This is a genomic window from Rickettsia massiliae MTU5 (assembly GCF_000016625.1).
GTDB lineage: Bacteria > Pseudomonadota > Alphaproteobacteria > Rickettsiales > Rickettsiaceae > Rickettsia > Rickettsia rickettsii.
The window spans coordinates 505,544-523,008 of record NC_009900.1 but is presented as its reverse complement, the minus strand read 5'-3'; the positions used below and the strand labels follow the sequence as shown (position 1 = coordinate 523,008).

The following is a 17,465-nucleotide window of genomic DNA, read 5'->3' as shown; positions in this document are numbered from 1 at the left end:
GAATTAGCAAATAAATTTAAAAATATATCAAATTTAATCAAGCAAAATATCGGTACTACACAAAGAAACAGGTAAATATTCTCCTTCTTTAGAAACTATACCTGAAGATGCTATACCTAAATTATCACCGGCAATAGTACATTCCTCAACAGAACTTTTTGCAAAACTAGAAAATTCATTTAATGCACTAGCACAATTCACTGATAAAATATTAATAGATGCCGGCAAATCTTATGTACAACAGGCAAATATTAATCCTAAATCTAATACCGTTTCTAGATCTTCTTCTATTGATTCAGGAATAGGCTCAAGTCAAGAAGAATTATCTACCACATTTGGAAAAAGCAGCTCTACTAATTTAATTGAAGCTCTTGATTTAGTACAAGCGAAAATTTTATCAAATTCAAATACAGCAAAAGTTCAAAAGAATTTATCTAATTTAGAATCTTTGACTTATGAATTATCTAAAAATACATCTCCGAAACATATTAAACAATCAACCCAAGATCAACCTAAAATATCTACAGGAGCAATTACCGGTATAAAAGATAGAATAGCAAAATTTGAAGCAGACTCTGACAGCAAAATCAAAAAATACTGGACAGAAGAAAAGAAACAGACTGTAGAAAAACAACATGAAAATACTCAATCTGACTATATAACTCCTAAGAAAAATTTTGAGTTTGAAAATCGAGGTAAAGAAATTAAAGAGAATAGCACCAAAAATTTAATAAACAAATTTGAACAAGGCTTTGATAGTAAAATAACAAGATACTGGACATCACCGGCGAAATGGGATAAATGGGAGGAAGAAAAACAGAAAGATACAGGGCAAGAGAATGAACTAATAAGACCTCGTACAAAATTTGCAATAGAATATTCTAAACATACTCAATCTAAAGAGCCTATATATCTCATCCAACTCCTGAAAAATTGAATATTAACGAAATAACTCACGATTTAAAGCTAAAAGGCAATACAAAAAGCTTAAAAAACAAATTTGAAAACTTAGCAAAAGAAGCGAAGCAAATTGGGACACAAGCGCAGCAAAGCTCCAAATCTTCAAGTAGTCCTAGCATAAAACCTACAGGTTGCAGTTAAAGACGGAAGAAATATCTAAGGCAATTGATTCTTGCTTTTGGGTCTTGTTGCATGGCTCGTTTATGTCATTCCCGCAGAGGCGGGAATCCAGTAAAACACATCAAAAACAAGTTTGTTATGTGTTTATTTTGTCAAATATGTAAATTCTGTATCAATATTGAAGTTATTTTGCTAGATCCCCGCTTTCGCGGGGATGACATTGAGTAGGTTTTCCGAGCTATGCAACAAGGCTTTACTTTTGTGAGGATGACATCCTACGTAAAACCAACACTGTACTCATTAATATTATAAGCAAAAATATGAAAAAGCTTAAAGTTAGAGATAGTGACTTAAAATTTTGCCATAACAACATACTAAAGAAAGGAGTAGCGGAGGATAGAATAATACCTCCAAAAGAATGTGATAGACTATAAAGCCTCATTTTAACATTAGTCTTAAATAAGGATTGAACAATAATTTGTAGCGGTACTGCATAAAATGCTGCAAGTCCTATTAATATAACGGGACAGAGAATATTAAATATTTGTTTGTATAACATTATTTGCATTCCTAAAGCAACAATAATGCTGGCAAATAAAGCCCATGTAATCTGTCTTAAAGGGTTTATTTTATCGGCAAACAGCCCTGCAAAAACAGCTGATATTCCATAGGTAGTAGTAAGAGCTATATTCATAAATCTTATTTCAGGATGATTTATAAAAGCTATTTTTGTTAAAAAAACTCCTAAGAAAATTACTAAAAAGTGATACACTCCTCCAATAGCACCGTTTATTAGTAATGCTATTATAACGGATAGTTTATTATTCCATATAATTTGCCGCAAGGTACTTTTTGATGACGTTCTTAAAAATTTGCTACTTTCTTTAAAAAAATTTCTCATCAAAATAGCAAATAAACCAAATATTGCACCAATAAAGAAATTAAAACGCCATAAATATTGGATATCGGAATTACTAGCGTAATAATAAGCTATAGCCGCAAGTAATGCACCTATTTGGCTACAGCATGACACTATTCCTATATTTAAATTTTTCCGATTATCTCCTGTTTTTTCAGCTACATAAACCTTTATTCCGTCAACTTCTCCAGCAAGGCTTGCTAAAAAAAACATTCGACATAATGTTAGTATTACCGTAGCAAAAATACCTATTATCTCAAAGGAAGGAGTAATAGCAATTAATCCGGTAGAAATGCTACTCATGAACATTGATATCTTGATAGATTTAGTACGCCCGTATTTATCTCCGATAAATCCAAAAATTAAGGACCCTAAAGGTCGTACTATAACGGCTGCACTAAGAATAGCAAAAAAACCGAGTAGTTGTTTATCCTGCTCTATATTAGGTAAGAAATTTTGTGCAAGAATACTAGCCGATAAACCGAATAGAGCATAATCATAATAACGGATAATCGTTGTAAAAAATGCAACTAAAAAAACTGAATTAGACATATAATATTTTCTTTTTGTGGCAACATCATATGATACCAACTATTTAGGCTGTGTGAAAGAAAATTAATTTAATCTATTTTAACTCTTTTTGTCTACAAATTATAAGATTTTTTTGCAATACAACTACAGCATAATTTCAATATAGAAATCTTTTATATTTATTTTACTATTGTAGTTTTAATTATAATATTTTATATTTGGTATATATTCAATTTTTAACCGTTTTAAAAATATGCACTTAGAATATAAAGTTACTATATCTGAAAATGGCAGGATAAATATTCCTGCAAAAATTCGTGATCAATTACATCTTGCTTCAGGAGATCAGTTAATGCTAATACTTGATAAAGAATTAACATTGATTCCTCTAAAAAATAAAATTAAAGAATTTCAAGCATTAGTAAAATCTAGAAATAAAGATAACATATCATTAGTTGACTCTTTAATTGAATCAAGAAGAAAGGAATTTAATAATGAATAAATATATTTTAGATTCATCTGCGTTACTTGCATTATTTAACTCAGAAACTGGTAGTGACAAGGTCGAAGAATTATTACCGTTATCTATTATGTCTACAGTAAATATATCAGAAGTAGTAGCTGAACTAGATAAAAAATTGAACATATCTTTTATTCAAAGTACAGAAATGATCTCAGCTTCAATAAATAAAATTGTAGCCTTAGATTTTGATCAAGCTATAGAAATTGGACGCTTAAAGAAAGAAACAGAACAATTTGGCTTATCTCTTGGTGACAGAGCTTGCATTAGCCTAGGATTAATTACAGGCTATCCTATATATACTGCAGATAAAATTTGGGCTAAACTGCAATTAAATTGTAAAATCGTTCTAATTCGCTAGGCTCTATGAAGATTTCTAATTGATTTGCTATTTTGAGGTATTTTTTAGCGAAAATTAATAAGATTTTTGAAAGAATAGCTACTCCTATTTCAAAAAAACCTTATAATTTGCAGCAAAAACTAACCAAAATTAAATCTTCTTAGAAATCTTCATAGAGCCTAGCAGCTCATTTTATGATAAAATTTGAAAAAAGAGCCATTATGATACTATAATAATTACCTTCCTCTTCCTGAGTGTTGCTTTTCTATTTTTTCTCTTCGTGCTTTCATAGCTTTTGCTAGTTCTTTTTTATGCTTATCTCCTCCTTGAGGCATTTGTTTACCAATATCCTTTGCCTCTTTTTTTATAGTTTTTGGAATTGATATAGGTGGTGGCGGAGGCGATGGGGAAATAGGAATACCACTTCCAGGCATTGGAGGTGGCATCGGTATAGTACCGCTAGGCATAGTTAGAGTATTTTTTGAAGATTGATTAACAGCTTCTGCTTGCTGCTGCTTTATCTTCTCTTCTTTCATACGTTTTATAGCTGCTAATGCTCCTTGTTGCTGTAAATCTGCAGCTGTCGGCTCTCTTTTTGTAGAAGTTAAGTGTTTATTTTTATTATCAAACTTTTTTTCTCTATCGGAAGTAATAGTATTATGTTCTTTTTCTATAGCCTTAAATTGATTATTAATAGCTTCTAATTCTGCAGCGATTTTCCATCTTTCTTCTCTAGTAATATTAGAATTAGCTTTTTTTCTTCAAGCCCCTTTTTCCTCTCTTCTAGTTCTTTCTGTTTTTGCTTTAATTTTTCTATACGTTTTGCATGATTATCTATTTTTTCTTCTGTACTCTTTGTTTGCTGCTCGAAAGAATCCTTTACTTGTCTGCTTTGAACTTTTTTCTTTAACTCTTCATCAAAAGCAAGCGGTTTATTTCGTACAGGCTTTCCTAAATCAGAATGTATTAGATCTTCAAAATTTTCTCTAAAAGCTAACGGTTTTTTACTGGTATCAGGTATTTGAGGATCATGTTTTCGTAAATCTTTTGTAATTTCTTGTATATTTTTATGAAGTTCTGTAATCGGCGCCACTTTACCTCTCACAAGTTAATTGATTTTAAAGATATAGTAATTAAACCTCTTTTATAGCTTCAACGCAAGCAAAAGTTGCTATTTTTAGTATTTCATTAGCTGTTGCTGTAGCTTGAAGTATTTGAACGGGTTTTTCAAAACCGTTTGTTATAGGACCTATAAAGCTGTTTGACGAAAATGCTTGTAACAACTCAGTAGAAATAGCAGCTGAATTTAAACCAGGCATAATTAATACATTTGCAGATCCTGATAATCTACAAAATTTATATAATTTACGTAAATCACCATCTAAAGCCACTTTAACCGACATCTCTCCGTCATATTCAAAATCTACCTTCATGCCGCTCAGCTCTTCTTTGTCTTTGCTAAAATTATCTAGTATATTTACTGCTTCACGAATACGAGCTGTTTTTGCCTTAGAAGAATTACCGAATGTTGAAAAAGAAAGAAGTGCAACACGAGGAGTGATTCCCATATTTTTAGCAATTTCTGCAGTTTGGGTTGCTATTTGTGCAAGTTCCCAGCTGTTTGGATATTCTGTAATACAATTATCGGCAATAATAATATTATTATCTTTAGCAATCATAATTGAATAGCCAAGGATGCTACGATTAGTTTTTGGTGAAATGACTTTCATGATATCTTCTAAACTATCGATATAACTTTTCGTAACACCGGTTAAAAGAGCATCACCGTCACCGCATGCTAACATACAAGCAGCGAAAATATTCTTATCAGTTTTAACAAGCTTTGCACAATCACGGTATAAATAACCTTTTCTCTGAAGTCTTTTATATAAATAATCAGTATATTTCTCTAAACTATCGCTTAAGGCCGCATTCATTATTTGAATTCCGTCTAAGCTAATAGCTTGACCTATCTTTTTTAACGTAGCCTCAATTCGTTCAACACGACCAATTATAATCGGATGACCGTATTTCTTGTCTCGCATCATAAGAGCAGCAGCAATTACTTCTTCTTCTTCACCTTCAGCAAAAACAATCCGTTTAAGCGGTGCATTATGAATTTTTTCAGCTAAGAAATTCATATAGTTAGCAGTAGGATTTAATCTGCTACCTAATTCTTTCTTATATTTACCTATACTAAAATCTTTAACCCTAGCAACGCCGCTTTCTATTGCAGCAATGGCAACCGCCGCTGCTACTACGGTAATTAAACGAGGATCAAACGGTACGGGAATGATATATTCCTTACCAAAAACCATCTTACGCCCTGAGTAAGCTTTATACACCTCTTCCGGTACAGGTCTACGGGCTAAATCTGCAATGGCTTTTGCTGCAGCTATTTTCATTTCCGTATTAATAGTCTTAGCTCTTACATCTAATGCTCCTCTAAAAATATAAGGAAATCCCATAACATTATTAATCTGATTATTATAATCAGATCGCCCTGTTGCTATAATCGCATCATCGCACACAAGTTTTATATCTTCCGGAGTAATTTCCGGATCAGGGTTAGCCATAGCAAAAATAATCGGATTACTTGCCATTCTACTCACCATATCTTTAGTTACTGCCCCTTTTACCGATAACCCTATAAATACATCAGCGTTATTTAAGCTTTCTGCTAAAGTTCTAAACTTGGTATCACTTGCATATAGCTCTTTCCATTTATTCATACCTTCTAGGCGTCCTTTGTAAACAACGCCTTTAGTATCACATACAATAATCTTTGATTTATCGGCTCCAAGAGCAATTAATAAATCAATGCAAGCAATAGCTGCTGCACCTGCTCCGTTAACTACGATTTTTAAATCTTCAAGCTTGCGATTAGTAAGATACGCAGCATTTATTAGCCCTGCGGCGGTAATAATCGCCGTTCCATGCTGATCGTCATGAAAGACCGGTATATCCATTAAAGATTTTAATTTTTCTTCTATAATAAAACATTCCGGAGCTTTAATATCTTCAAGATTAATACCCCCAAAACTATACCTGAGATACTTCACGGCATTAATAAATTCTTCAGGGTCTTCCGTATTCACTTCCAAGTCAATTGCATCAATATCAGCAAATTTTTTGAATAGTACCGCTTTACCTTCCATCACCGGTTTTGAAGCGGCAGCTCCTAAATTACCAAGCCCAAGTACGGCAGTACCGTTAGAGATTACGGCAACTAAATTACCACGAGCAGTATATTTATATACATCCTCTAAATTTTTAGCAATTTCAAGGCAAGGAGCCGCAACCCCTGGGGAATAAGCAAGTGATAAATCTTGCTGAGTAACTAAAGACTTTGTTGCAGAAATAGCGATCTTACCAGGCTTATCTTTTTCATGATATTCAAGGGCCTTAGCATAATTTATTTTATTCATTTCATCCATTTTAGAAATTCCTGTTTTATTTGTTTGTTTTGGTTTTTCGTCATTGCGAGCAGACGCAATGGGCGTCGACGAAGCAATCTCAGGCAACTTACTGAGATTGCCACGCTCCTTTCAGTCGCTCGCAATGACGTGGTAAATTCACCCCATTATATACATAATAATTGATATAGTAACTACCGAGAAAAAAGTAGTAAATGTTATAATCGACGCCATAGAATCAGGATCACCGTCAAGTTGACGAGATAAAACATAAGCCGTACTCGCACATGGAAGGCAGCTATATAATATTCCTACCGATCTATCTAATCCGTCAATAGACATTAACCATAGTACTACTACACTAACTAGAGGAAATGCAACTAATTTAACAAAGCTTGTAAGCATTACATTATGTAAAAGCTCTTGTCTAATAGTAAAATTAAGCCCTGCCCCAACATTTAGCATACCGATAGCTAAAGCGGCATTAGAAAGGCTATCTAACGTTTTCTTAAGCCCTAAATGTAATTCAAGATTTGAGTAATTAAAAACGAATCCTACTAAACTTGCGATAATTAACGGATTACGCACAATTAATTTCATCATTAAAACAAAACTAGTTCTAATAGTATTAGTAACGGATTTATTAGGGATATAATAAGCGAAAATCATTACCGATAAAATATTGGTAAAAATAATCATATAAGAAGAAATAACGGCAACGATTGAAAGCCCGCTAGGACCAAGCAAGGGGCTACTTACCCCAAAAAAAATGTAGCTATTATAACGAATCGATCCTTGAAAAATGGAAGTAAATTGGACTTTATCTATGTTGTATTTTTTTTGGTAAATTATAAGAGCGATGGATACAAGAATAGTGGATATAATAAGAGCTGCTACTAATTTACTTATGGATGCAACACTTAAATCGGCAGTAGATACGTAATTAAACAGCATGGCAGGAAATAGTACAAAATACGATAACTTCTCAATACCACGCCAAAATTCTTCTGAAGTTAACCATTTATTTTTGATAATACTACCAAGCAGCGTAATTAAAAAAATAGGTAACGTACTACAAAAAATTTCATTCATTTGTTAATAGTTTTTATTTTAACGTCATTGCGAGGAGCGAAGCGACGTGGCAATCTCGTCAAACTTCCTGAGATTGCCACACTCACTTCGTTCGTTCGCAATGACGCTTAGATACCCATGCGGGAATGGCTACAACTGCCCTTCAACCAGCTTTTTCATTTCCTGCACCCCGTAAAGCTTTATAAAAGTCCCAAGTCTTGGACCTTCATTCTGTCCAAGCAATATTTGATATAAATCTTTGAAGTAATCACGCAGATTTTCATATCCTGCTTTCATTCCTATATCATATATTGCTTTCTGAATTGCTTCAGCTTCGGTTTGATCAGCTATATCAGATAACATATCTAATATATCCTGCAAAATAACCTTATGCTTTTCAGAAGGAGATAAATATGATTTATGTGCTTTAATAAAGTCATTATAATATCTTATAGCAAATTCTGCTAAATGGTCAAGATAAGGGCTAGTATTTGGAGTTGCTTTTGGCTCATATTTGCTAATAAATCCCCAAAGCACCGATTTATCCGAAGGATTACACACAGAAGTCAGATTTAAAAGCAACGAATAGGTAATTCCAAAAGTCTCAATTTGCGGTACATTTCCGTGATGGATGTGATAAACGGGATTTGCAAAACGCTTTGCCCTATCCTCTTCTAAATGATATTTCTGGTTAAAAGTAATATATTTATCAACATTTTTAGGAATTACATCAAAAAACAAACGCTTAGCTCTAGTCGGATTTTGATACATAAATAATGCCATACTTTCAACAGGAGCACATTTAAGCCAATCATCAACGCTAATACTATTACCTTTTGATTTTGATATTTTCTCACCGTTTTCATCTAAGAATAACTCATAACATAACTGCACCGGCGGCTTTCCTCCTAGGATTCGGCAAATTTCCGAATAAAGACGAGCATTTGCCAAATGGTCTTTGCCGTACATCTCATAATCGACTTTAAGCGCAGCCCAACGCATACCAAAATCCGGCTTCCATTGTAATTTGCAATGCCCTCCCGTTACCGGTACTTCTATATAATTACCGGCTTCGTCTTTATACGTTACAGTGCCTGCTTTAGCATCCCATTTCTCTATAGGTACTTGCAATACCTTACCTGTTTTCGGACATATAGGCATGCAAGGTGAATAGGTAGCCTTGCGCTCTTCTCTAAAAGTCGGTAGCATTAGCTCCATTATCTCGTCATATTTCTCAAGCACCATTATCAGCATCTCATCAAACATACCAGCTTTATAACAGTTAGTACTGCTATAAAATTCATATTCAAAGCCGAATTTATCAAGGAATGAGCGAAGCTTTGCATTCATATAATGCCCATAACTTTCACATTCACCGAATGTATCAGGGATAGAAGTAAGCGGCATATCCATATACTGTGCCACCATTTCAGGATTTGGGATGTTACTAGGTACTTTACGAAGCCCGTCCATATCATCGGAAAAGCAAATTAGTTTAGTCGGAATATCGGATAATTGCTCAAATGCTTTCTGTACCATCACCATACGGGCATTTTCACCAAAAGTACCGATATGAGGTAAACCTGAAGGACCGTAACCCGTTTCAAATAATACATACCCCTTCTCAGGAATTTTACCGTTTAAGCTGTCTAATATCTTCTTAGCCTCAACAAAAGGCCACGCGTTTGACTTAATAGCATCTTCCCAAATTTCTGACATTTATTTTTCTTGCACTTTAATTAATAATCAGTGACAATATACTAAATTTATTTATTTGTAAAATATCAAATTAAACGCCATCATTGCAAGGAGCGAAGCGACGTGGCAATCTCATCAAACTTCCTGAGATTGCCACGCTCCTGGTAGTCGCTCGTAATGACATTAAGAACAAAAAAAACCATGCCATTTAATACTATTATAAATTACATCAGAAAAGATAGCTATAAAGTTCTACATTTAGGACTGATTGCAATTTCTATAATAGCACTTGCTACCGCTTATATTGCTGAATATATATTCCATTATACACCCTGTCCTTTATGCGTTTACGAACGATTTCCCTATTTAACCCTAATCAAAATTTGCTTAACTGCTTTAATCATCCGACAGTTAAGTAAGTATACTTTAATATTCATTCTCCTAACTATCCTTAGCTCTTGCATATTATCAACCTATCATAGCTTCGTAGAAAGAGGCATAGTACAACCAAGTGCTCTTTGTTCATCAATGATTCGTATCCCAAAAGGCTTGTCTATACAACACATCAAACAAATGTTCTACTCGCAGCCAATCACGTCCTGCACGAAACCCGCCATCAAAATCTTTGGTATTTCTATGACAGAGTATAACCTACTCTTAAATATCGGTCTTCTAATCTGTTTACTCCTCGTTTGGTTTTATTCAAAATCTAATAAATAGTTAAAAATTAACTATTAGCTTGCAGAAATTCAAAATATTATGTATAATGCTCGCACGTATAGGGAATGTAAATAATGTTAGACTTTTACTTTCACAAGGTGCCGATGTTAATGCTTTAGATGCAAAAGGAAATACGGCATTATTTTATGCAAGCACTAAAGAAATAGCTAAAATTTTATTAGACAAAGGGGCAAGTTTTGAAGTTGAGCATGAATATCTATACTCACCTATACATATATGCGGCAACAATAGGACATAAGGAGCTTTTTACTTGAAAAAAATGTGGATGTTAATATTAAAGATGGAAAGGGACGTATACCTATACATTATGCAACTTATTCTAAACAGCACGAAATAACTCAAATTTTATTACAACCCGACAGTGAAATTGATACAGTAGACAATTATGGCGGTACACCTTTTTTCTATTTGCTACTAAAGCATGAATCAGGTCAAAATAAAACGTTACTGGACTTCTTTTTAAATAATAACGTTAATCTTAACATTAATGCGTGTGGTGAGTCAATTTTTAATCACGCACTAACATCAAGAGATAAATGGTTACTTGAGAAGTTAATATCTAAAGGTGCTGATATAGGACAAGGTGTTCTATTGCGTAATCCATTCGATCACAGTATAGCAGAACTTGTAAAGATAGGTGTTGATAAAGAAAAGATAGTTTATGCATTAAAAAAATATAATTCTCATATTAATGAGCAATTAAAAATTAACACCATACAAAAATACTTGGGTGCAAAATCAGCCAACAAAATTATAAAGACATGGATGTTAATGATTATAATTATGATTTACCGGATGAAGAAGGGTTTGCAAAAAATACACACGAAAAATTATTAAAAGATGTTATGCAACGTCTTAAAAACGGTGAAGATAAAGATGGCATTATTAATATATTAATTGAGATTAGTATTAATGAAGATACAAGAGCAGAGTTAATAGATTATATTTGTAAATATTCTTTCGGTACTGAATTAACCGGACAGATAGGTGCAGATATTCAATTCTAATTTAAAATCTCTTGAAGTTCTTTTAAAGAAAAACCCGGTGGTTTTAGGTAGTCTAGTACTACCTTACCACTATCTAAGACTATAAGCCTTTTGCCGTAATTTACGGCATCTTCTAAATTATGCGTGATCATAACGGCAGTTATCTTATGTTTCTCTATAATCTGTGCTGTTTTTTTTCATCACTTCCAAAGAAGCTTTCGGATCTAAATTTGCCGTATGTTCGTCTAGAAATAATATTTTAGGTGGATGAGCTATGCTAAGTGCCAGCAGTATAATCTGCTTTTCTCCGCCGGAAAATTTACCTAATGGCTGTGAAAGTAAAGGCAAAAAGCGTTTAGGCGAACCTGTAAGCTCTAACAACTCGCTACTTGTTAACTGTTCATTACTAGAGAATCTACTTTCCCACAAAATGATATTTTCTGCAAGGGTTAGCTCGGTAAATAGCCTCTCTTCAGCTTTTTGTGTTAATGTAACTAATGTAGAAGCTTTTTGTCCTTTAGATATTTTATCGATTCTGACTTGATCTAGACACACTTTCCCGCTAGTAGGTTTTAAATAGCCGGCAAGTATTTTAGCTAAAGTAGACTTACCGCTACCGTTATGACCCAATATTACAACAAACTCTTCTTTAGCAATATTTAAAGTAGTTTCAGCAATTATAGGTTCGGTTCTTTCTTTAACTTTGAACTGTATATTTTCTGCATATAAATAAGGTTTCATAAAGCCTCTCTTTTTACAGAACTCAACGAAATAAACAATACTATCCCTAAAATAAGCTTAAGATTTATGGGATCGATGCCAATTCGGAGTAAAACGCCCAGAGCAATAAAGTAAAATAATATACCTATCAAACAAGAAAATATCTCTTTAAACGCATTAAAATTATTAGCATGGATTAAAATATGACACCCTATAACAATCGCACCGATACCGACTAGTGCCACCCCGAAACCCATATTAATATCGGCAAAACCATTTACTTGTGCAGATAAAGTACCGGTTAAAGCAGCCAAACAATTACTTATGCTAAGACCGATAGTACGGTAAAGCTCGGCAGGTTTTCCTAAATTAATCAATAAATCTTTATTAAAACCAAAAGCACGAAGAAATAAACCGAGCTTACCTTTTAATAACATTATAACTGAACATATAATAAGACAATTGATTATTACTAAAGGTATTAACCAATTTTCAAGATCTAATATAGATAATAGAGTCGGCATACCAAGAACCGATATATTAGGACGCTGCATAATTTGTAAGTTAACCGAATAAAGCATAAAACTTGCAAGTATTCCGGCTATAAGCCCGTTAATGCGGTTATTCTTCTGCATAAAACTAACTATACTGCCTATAATTCCGCCTCTGCTATTACGGCAAATATTAATGCAGGAAATAACCCAAATGAAAGGCTGCGGGCAAACACTACCGCACCAAGTACATAAGTACCGTCTACGGTAAGATCGGTAATTTTGAGAATCCGATAACTTATATACATCCCTAAAATAAGCGGCAGCATTATTAAGGATTGCTCAAGAGCAGTAACTAAAATGTGCATGTTACTACTCTTCAAGTTCTTTACGCGTGAAAGGAAGTACGGATAAATTTTCTTTAGTAAGAATATCTTGTTTAACCAATGATTTAAGGTTAATAAATAAAGTTAAGTCTTTCATATCCCTAAATGGAATATCTTGCGGTTCTATTCCTTGTAAGATTTTTTTTGCCATTAAACCTGCTTCTACGCCTATTTGCTTCTCTTGTACTCCTACCACAATAGTTGCCCCGCGAATTACCGAACCTTCATCGGAAGCAATTATCGGAATACGGCGTTTAAATGCTTCTTGCTTTAAAATATTAATCCCACTGACTATTATAAATGATCTTTCAAAATTATAAAACTCTGCGTATTTTCAGGAGCATTTTTTACAGCCACAGGCATATCATTAAAATGTTGTATCATTACCGTGTGCAGAGAAATATTGTTTTTTCCAGCATATAATTTTAACATTTCTACTTCAGGTATCACTTTCTCGCCACTGCTATAAATTAAAGTGATATTCTGTAAAAAAGGTAATTTACTAATGGTGTCAGTGATTTTTATCTCATCGTTAACACCGGTAACGAAAGGTAGGTTTTTACTATTAATCATAGCAGCAGCACAAACAATCGGTTTATTTGTTATATGAGAAATAACAGTTTGGCTGGCTGTCGTGCCTATTGGAATTATTACATCAATATCCTGATCTGTTATTTGCTTTATAATGGCAAGTAAAATATTAGAATCAGCATGAGCATTTTTAACTATAATTTCTGCATCTATATCTTTTAGCGACTCTTTAATTCCTGATATAATCTCAGTCATTGCGGCATGTTCAAGTGGAACAATGACTGCTACTTTTTTTTGATCCGCATAAACTGCAGCTGTGATGAATAAAACAAAAAGAAAAGAAAAAATTTTTGAAAAATATTAGAGATAAACATTTTAATATTCTGTTATAAGTTATAATTTAATAATCAAAATTTAAATTTGCATATAGCAAACACATAAACGCAAAAAATTATCTACGCCAACGCCAATTTTGTATTAAACTATTAACCTTTAAAGATATCATAAATATTTTTAACTGTAGCAATATAAAGTTAAAGATAAAAAACTTATCTTTCTTTGACTAGAAGCTAAATAGTCAAGAAAGCTCTACCTTTAGAGGCTATCTGTAAATAACCAATAAATAGTATTGCCTAAAAGAATTACTTGAGATAGCCTATACTTCGATGTCATGACCGCTTTTACGAAACGTTATTATTGCATAAAGTTGTTGCACGGCTACAAAAAAACTACTCGATGTCATCCCCGCATAACATTGTTGCGTGGATCGAAAAATGCATTTGGTGTCATACCGTGGCTTGACCACGGTATCCATAAAAGTAATTTAAAAATACTAAATTTTTAGTATTTTAAACTGAATCCCGCGATCAAGTCGCGCGGGATGACAGGGGTAGAATCAATCCACGCAGGAATGACCTAAACAAGCCATTCATCCTCTTAATGACGATTCAGTACCCATTGCAACAAGGCTTGCAAAATGAAAAAGGAATTCATTTCTTAAACTATGCATTTTCTGTTTGTTCTAATACCGTTTGTCCTAGTAATTGCGATAGAACATCTTGACCTGCTTCAGTCCAACTTACAGGCGGCTCTTCGTTTGGTAAACCTGTACCATAACGATCATTAAATACTCTCACTGCTTGCTGAGTAAATTGATCAAATGTACTTGTGGATTCTACTCCATAGCCATATTCTTTTAAATTTTCCTGTAAAATATTAACTTTTTCTCCAGTACTATCAAGACTTAATAATAATTCACTCTTTTGCTCTTGCGTAGTCTCAAAATATCTACCAAAACCAGCTGCAGCTAATTCTTTCCAAGGAAATTTTGATCCAGGAGCTATATGAGCATTTCCTTCTCGGTTTACAGTTACTTCACCAAGACCGACTAAATCATTTTTTAAATCTAAATCTGGATATCTTTCTGTTACATCCTTAAGAAATTCTTTTAATTTCCCTATTTGCTCTTCAGGAAAATCACTTTTTGCATCATTAATAAGCATGACTCCAATACCAAACTTATTAACACCTACTTCTCCTTTCCAACTACTCTTGCCCGCATAAAAAGCTTGATCTGTTAAATCATTATGATATTCTTTTTGAGTCCCATCCTTATCAATTATGTAATGAACACTTGCACCTCGCTCATCCAATACTTCACGAACAGCCTTAATATCCTTGCTTACAGAATAAGTAATTACTACACAGGTAGGTTTTACTCCTTCCGGTCTTGGAGCCATATATTTACCATTTGGACTATTGGTATTACTAATACCGTTATTTTCGATAGCCTTACTTTTACTCATAAACTTCCTCCAATATATTTTTTAATAATTGTTGACGGTTCAGAATTTACTAAACCTTAACAAAAATTAATACTGTGGTAATGCTAAGTCAATGAAAATTTAAATATTATTCACAAGGTATCGATACTGATCTGACAAGTTCAATGATTATTTTTCTAATATTTGGATTTTGTACTTTAGTAAATGCTCTAGTTAACGATAAAAGTACTCTTTCCATAGTCCTTGATAATTTTTGATAATCAAACGAGACGTCATGTTCATATTGCCCTTCTTCTTCAGCAATATTATTTAAGAAATCACTTTCTATTTCTTTGAATAGATATTCAATTTTATTATTAGGAGTATTTTCATCGTCAGCTTTTAACTTTTCTTCTTCAGAACTATTAAAGAAATATTTTAAAGGCGTATTTAAAACTTTTGCAAAAACATATAACCTACTTATAGGTATATTACTTAAACCTTCTTCATATTTTTTAACTTGGAGAGCACTAATATCTAAAGCTTGCCTAATTCTTTTTGGCTAATACCTACAGCAAGACGTCATTCTTTTAAACGTTCACTTGCGAGTTTGTCCGGATGTTTTATTGAATCATTCATTTTAACAATAAGCTTTAATTATTAATAAAGTCTATTCAACTTTAAATGTAGTATATATTACTTTATATTTAATCAAGCAACTTTATTAAAAATTTAATATAATAATGCTAAAACCCTTTGGTTATCAAGAATCAAGGCTAATAAATAATTAATTAAAAGTATAAAAACGATGAGTAATAGAATAGTAAAATTACCGAATTGCGAGAATATAGTGGGAGAGATTAGTTTTTTAGGAATTAAACCTTGAGTATAATTTATTTCATTTAGATTTAGTTTTTTTATTGTTCTGCCAAAAGGATCTACTATAGCTGAAATACCGTTATTCGCTACTCTAATCATAGGTAAACCGTTCTCTACGGCTCTACTTCTACTAATATGAAAATGCTGATATGGACCGCTTGATTTACCATACCATGCATCATTTGTAATATTAATTATTACATCGGCTATTTCATTATTCGTCCGTACAAAATCAGGAAAAATAGATTCATAACAAATCAAAGGTTTAATTTTAAGATTATATTTTTCAAGATAAACAAGCCCTCCGTTTCCTTCTTTATAATCAATTAAACCATGAGTTAATTTTTTAAACGGTAGTATCTTTTTAAGGGGCATATACTCACCGAAAGGTACTAAATGTGATTTATGGTATTCAAATAATTTATGATTATTTTTATCAAGAGCATACATAGCTGAGTAAAGTTCAAACTCATCACCTTGTTTTTTATTATCCGAAATTCCTCCTGTTATCAAAATAGCATTTGTAGAATTTAGCATTTTTAATAATTTTGATTTAACTTGCGGTATATCATCAGGTACTACTACTAATGCTGCCTCAGACCAAATAATTAAATCGGTAGGTTCCAAATTTTCCGATAAATTAATATGTAGCATTAAATTATGCCAAAATTCTTCTTCATTCCATTTTTCGGTTTGAGGTATTGAAGGTTGCACTAATCGTACTTTTATATCAGTGAAATTTGTATGGTTATTACTTAGCCTTACTGCTCCGTAAATGACAATTACGGTTAATACTAGGACTGAACTAGCTAGTAATATTTTTAACTGAGTAAATTGCTTGCTAAATAAAGGATAAGCTGATGTAGCAATATATATAACTATAAAACTAAGCCCATATATCCCTATTATACTTAAAGGCTGTATTAAAATATCTGAAAACGAAAAAGCATAACCAATCAAATTCCAAGGAAGACCGGTAAAAATCCACGAACGTACCCACTCAAATAATACCCAACATAAACAGAATATAAATTGGTAATATTTATTATTTTTAGCAAAAAAACTAAGCGTGCAGCTTGCCGATATAAAGCAAGCTAAAACTATAGGTAGTCCAAATAACGCAAAAGGAATTGCCCACCAAAAATCTGCAATATAAACGCTAACACCGATACTTATCCAATATATTCCACTTAAAAAATGCCCAAAACCGAATAAATAACCAAATTTTGTGGCTTCTTGCCAATTTTCGGATTTTTGAACTATATAACATAAGTAAGATAACGTTAATAATGCCGGTACAAAGAAAGTCGGAGCAAAAACTAAACCACTTAATATTCCTAGCAGTAAACATATGATTTTAGGTTTATACATTTTTATCGATTATTTGTTTACA

Annotated in this window: 13 protein-coding genes and 6 pseudogenes; 7 read left to right on the top strand and 12 right to left on the bottom strand. The window is 32.8% G+C overall.

The window, feature by feature from the left end; translation table 11 throughout:
• Positions 1–33: 33 nt before the first annotated feature.
• Positions 34–228 (bottom strand): hypothetical protein, encoded by a 195-nt coding sequence (locus tag RMA_RS09820; RefSeq protein WP_187145898.1) that lies wholly within the window; start codon positions 226–228, stop codon positions 34–36.
• 220 nt (positions 229–448) lie between these two features.
• Here RMA_RS09820 and RMA_RS02820 point away from each other — a divergent pair.
• Positions 449–790 (top strand): annotated as a pseudogene (locus tag RMA_RS02820) (hypothetical protein); the annotation flags it as partial.
• A gap of 143 nt (positions 791–933) precedes the next feature.
• Positions 934–1,120 (top strand): annotated as a pseudogene (locus RMA_RS02815) (hypothetical protein).
• 213 nt (positions 1,121–1,333) lie between these two features.
• On the opposite strand, the gene RMA_RS02810 reads toward RMA_RS02815, so the two are convergent.
• On the bottom strand, positions 1,334–2,551 hold the full coding sequence (locus RMA_RS02810; RefSeq protein WP_041404632.1) for an MFS transporter: 1,218 nt from the start codon (positions 2,549–2,551) through the stop codon (positions 1,334–1,336).
• Between the two features lie 232 nt (positions 2,552–2,783).
• Between RMA_RS02810 and RMA_RS02805 the strand changes: the two genes are divergently transcribed.
• Both RMA_RS02805 and RMA_RS02800 read left to right on the top strand, forming a co-directional pair.
• The gene (locus RMA_RS02805) at positions 2,784–3,032 is read left to right on the top strand and encodes an AbrB/MazE/SpoVT family DNA-binding domain-containing protein (protein ID WP_010977150.1); all 249 of its coding nucleotides are present in this window, start codon (positions 2,784–2,786) and stop codon (positions 3,030–3,032) included.
• Positions 3,025–3,411, top strand: coding sequence for a type II toxin-antitoxin system VapC family toxin (locus RMA_RS02800; protein WP_041404631.1), 387 nt, complete (start codon positions 3,025–3,027; stop codon positions 3,409–3,411). Before RMA_RS02805 ends, RMA_RS02800 begins: the two co-directional genes overlap by 8 nt.
• Before the next feature lie 215 nt (positions 3,412–3,626).
• Here RMA_RS02800 and RMA_RS02795 read toward each other — a convergent pair whose 3' ends face one another.
• From RMA_RS02795 to RMA_RS02775, 5 genes are all read right to left on the bottom strand, one after another.
• On the bottom strand, positions 3,627–3,926 hold the full coding sequence (locus RMA_RS02795) for a hypothetical protein (protein WP_041404630.1): 300 nt from the start codon (positions 3,924–3,926) through the stop codon (positions 3,627–3,629).
• Positions 3,927–4,090: 164 nt separating this feature from the next.
• Positions 4,091–4,483 carry a hypothetical protein gene (locus RMA_RS02790; RefSeq protein ID WP_238375552.1) on the bottom strand — a complete coding sequence of 131 codons (393 nt, stop codon included), beginning with the start codon at positions 4,481–4,483 and terminating at the stop codon, positions 4,091–4,093.
• 40 nt (positions 4,484–4,523) lie between these two features.
• Positions 4,524–6,827: an NADP-dependent malic enzyme gene (locus RMA_RS02785; RefSeq protein ID WP_041404974.1), complete on the bottom strand. Its 2,304-nt coding sequence runs from the start codon at positions 6,825–6,827 to the stop codon at positions 4,524–4,526.
• A gap of 138 nt (positions 6,828–6,965) precedes the next feature.
• Positions 6,966–7,898, bottom strand: a complete 933-nt coding sequence (locus tag RMA_RS02780) for an AEC family transporter (RefSeq protein WP_012152700.1) — start codon at positions 7,896–7,898, stop codon at positions 6,966–6,968.
• 129 nt (positions 7,899–8,027) lie between these two features.
• Complete coding sequence (locus tag RMA_RS02775; RefSeq protein ID WP_012152699.1) at positions 8,028–9,596, bottom strand: lysine--tRNA ligase; 1,569 nt, start codon at positions 9,594–9,596, stop codon at positions 8,028–8,030.
• Positions 9,597–9,776: 180 nt separating this feature from the next.
• Between RMA_RS02775 and RMA_RS08220 the strand changes: the two genes are divergently transcribed.
• The 3 genes and pseudogenes from RMA_RS08220 to RMA_RS02760 all read left to right on the top strand — a co-directional run.
• Positions 9,777–10,295 carry a disulfide bond formation protein B gene (locus tag RMA_RS08220; RefSeq protein WP_081427919.1) on the top strand — a complete coding sequence of 173 codons (519 nt, stop codon included), beginning with the start codon at positions 9,777–9,779 and terminating at the stop codon, positions 10,293–10,295.
• 46 nt (positions 10,296–10,341) lie between these two features.
• A complete protein-coding gene (locus RMA_RS02770; RefSeq protein WP_041404628.1) occupies positions 10,342–10,554 on the top strand; it encodes an ankyrin repeat domain-containing protein in 213 nt (70 codons plus the stop codon).
• A gap of 488 nt (positions 10,555–11,042) precedes the next feature.
• Positions 11,043–11,275 (top strand): annotated as a pseudogene (locus RMA_RS02760) (hypothetical protein); the annotation flags it as partial.
• 44 nt (positions 11,276–11,319) lie between these two features.
• Here the strand turns inward: RMA_RS02760 and RMA_RS02755 are convergent.
• The 5 genes and pseudogenes from RMA_RS02755 to lnt form a co-directional block, all read right to left on the bottom strand.
• Positions 11,320–12,043 (bottom strand): annotated as a pseudogene (locus RMA_RS02755) (ATP-binding cassette domain-containing protein).
• Positions 12,040–12,881 (bottom strand): annotated as a pseudogene (locus RMA_RS02750) (ABC transporter permease). Before RMA_RS02750 ends, RMA_RS02755 begins: the two co-directional pseudogenes overlap by 4 nt.
• A 4-nt stretch (positions 12,882–12,885) precedes the next feature.
• Positions 12,886–13,804 (bottom strand): annotated as a pseudogene (locus tag RMA_RS02745) (ABC transporter substrate binding protein).
• A gap of 627 nt (positions 13,805–14,431) precedes the next feature.
• Positions 14,432–15,235, bottom strand: coding sequence for an N-acetylmuramoyl-L-alanine amidase (locus RMA_RS02740; RefSeq protein ID WP_041404627.1), 804 nt, complete (start codon positions 15,233–15,235; stop codon positions 14,432–14,434).
• Positions 15,236–15,925: 690 nt separating this feature from the next.
• Positions 15,926–17,443 carry an apolipoprotein N-acyltransferase gene (lnt, locus tag RMA_RS02730; RefSeq protein WP_041404625.1) on the bottom strand — a complete coding sequence of 506 codons (1,518 nt, stop codon included), beginning with the start codon at positions 17,441–17,443 and terminating at the stop codon, positions 15,926–15,928.
• Positions 17,444–17,465 lie beyond the last annotated feature (22 nt).

What these genes read in the sequence shown, in the direction of transcription:
- RMA_RS02810 (WP_041404632.1), bottom strand. Translation starts at nt 2,551, where the DNA reads ATGTCTAATTCAGTTTTTTTAGTTGCATTTTTTACAACGATTATCCGT.
- RMA_RS02805 (WP_010977150.1), top strand. Translation starts at nt 2,784, where the DNA reads ATGCACTTAGAATATAAAGTTACTATATCTGAAAATGGCAGGATAAAT.
- RMA_RS02800 (WP_041404631.1), top strand. Translation starts at nt 3,025, where the DNA reads ATGAATAAATATATTTTAGATTCATCTGCGTTACTTGCATTATTTAAC.
- RMA_RS02795 (WP_041404630.1), bottom strand. Translation starts at nt 3,926, where the DNA reads ATGAAAGAAGAGAAGATAAAGCAGCAGCAAGCAGAAGCTGTTAATCAA.
- RMA_RS02785 (WP_041404974.1), bottom strand. Translation starts at nt 6,827, where the DNA reads ATGGATGAAATGAATAAAATAAATTATGCTAAGGCCCTTGAATATCAT.
- RMA_RS02780 (WP_012152700.1), bottom strand. Translation starts at nt 7,898, where the DNA reads ATGAATGAAATTTTTTGTAGTACGTTACCTATTTTTTTAATTACGCTG.
- RMA_RS02775 (WP_012152699.1), bottom strand. Translation starts at nt 9,596, where the DNA reads ATGTCAGAAATTTGGGAAGATGCTATTAAGTCAAACGCGTGGCCTTTT.
- RMA_RS08220 (WP_081427919.1), top strand. Translation starts at nt 9,777, where the DNA reads ATGCCATTTAATACTATTATAAATTACATCAGAAAAGATAGCTATAAA.
- RMA_RS02770 (WP_041404628.1), top strand. Translation starts at nt 10,342, where the DNA reads ATGCTCGCACGTATAGGGAATGTAAATAATGTTAGACTTTTACTTTCA.
- RMA_RS02740 (WP_041404627.1), bottom strand. Translation starts at nt 15,235, where the DNA reads ATGAGTAAAAGTAAGGCTATCGAAAATAACGGTATTAGTAATACCAAT.
- lnt (WP_041404625.1), bottom strand. Translation starts at nt 17,443, where the DNA reads ATGTATAAACCTAAAATCATATGTTTACTGCTAGGAATATTAAGTGGT.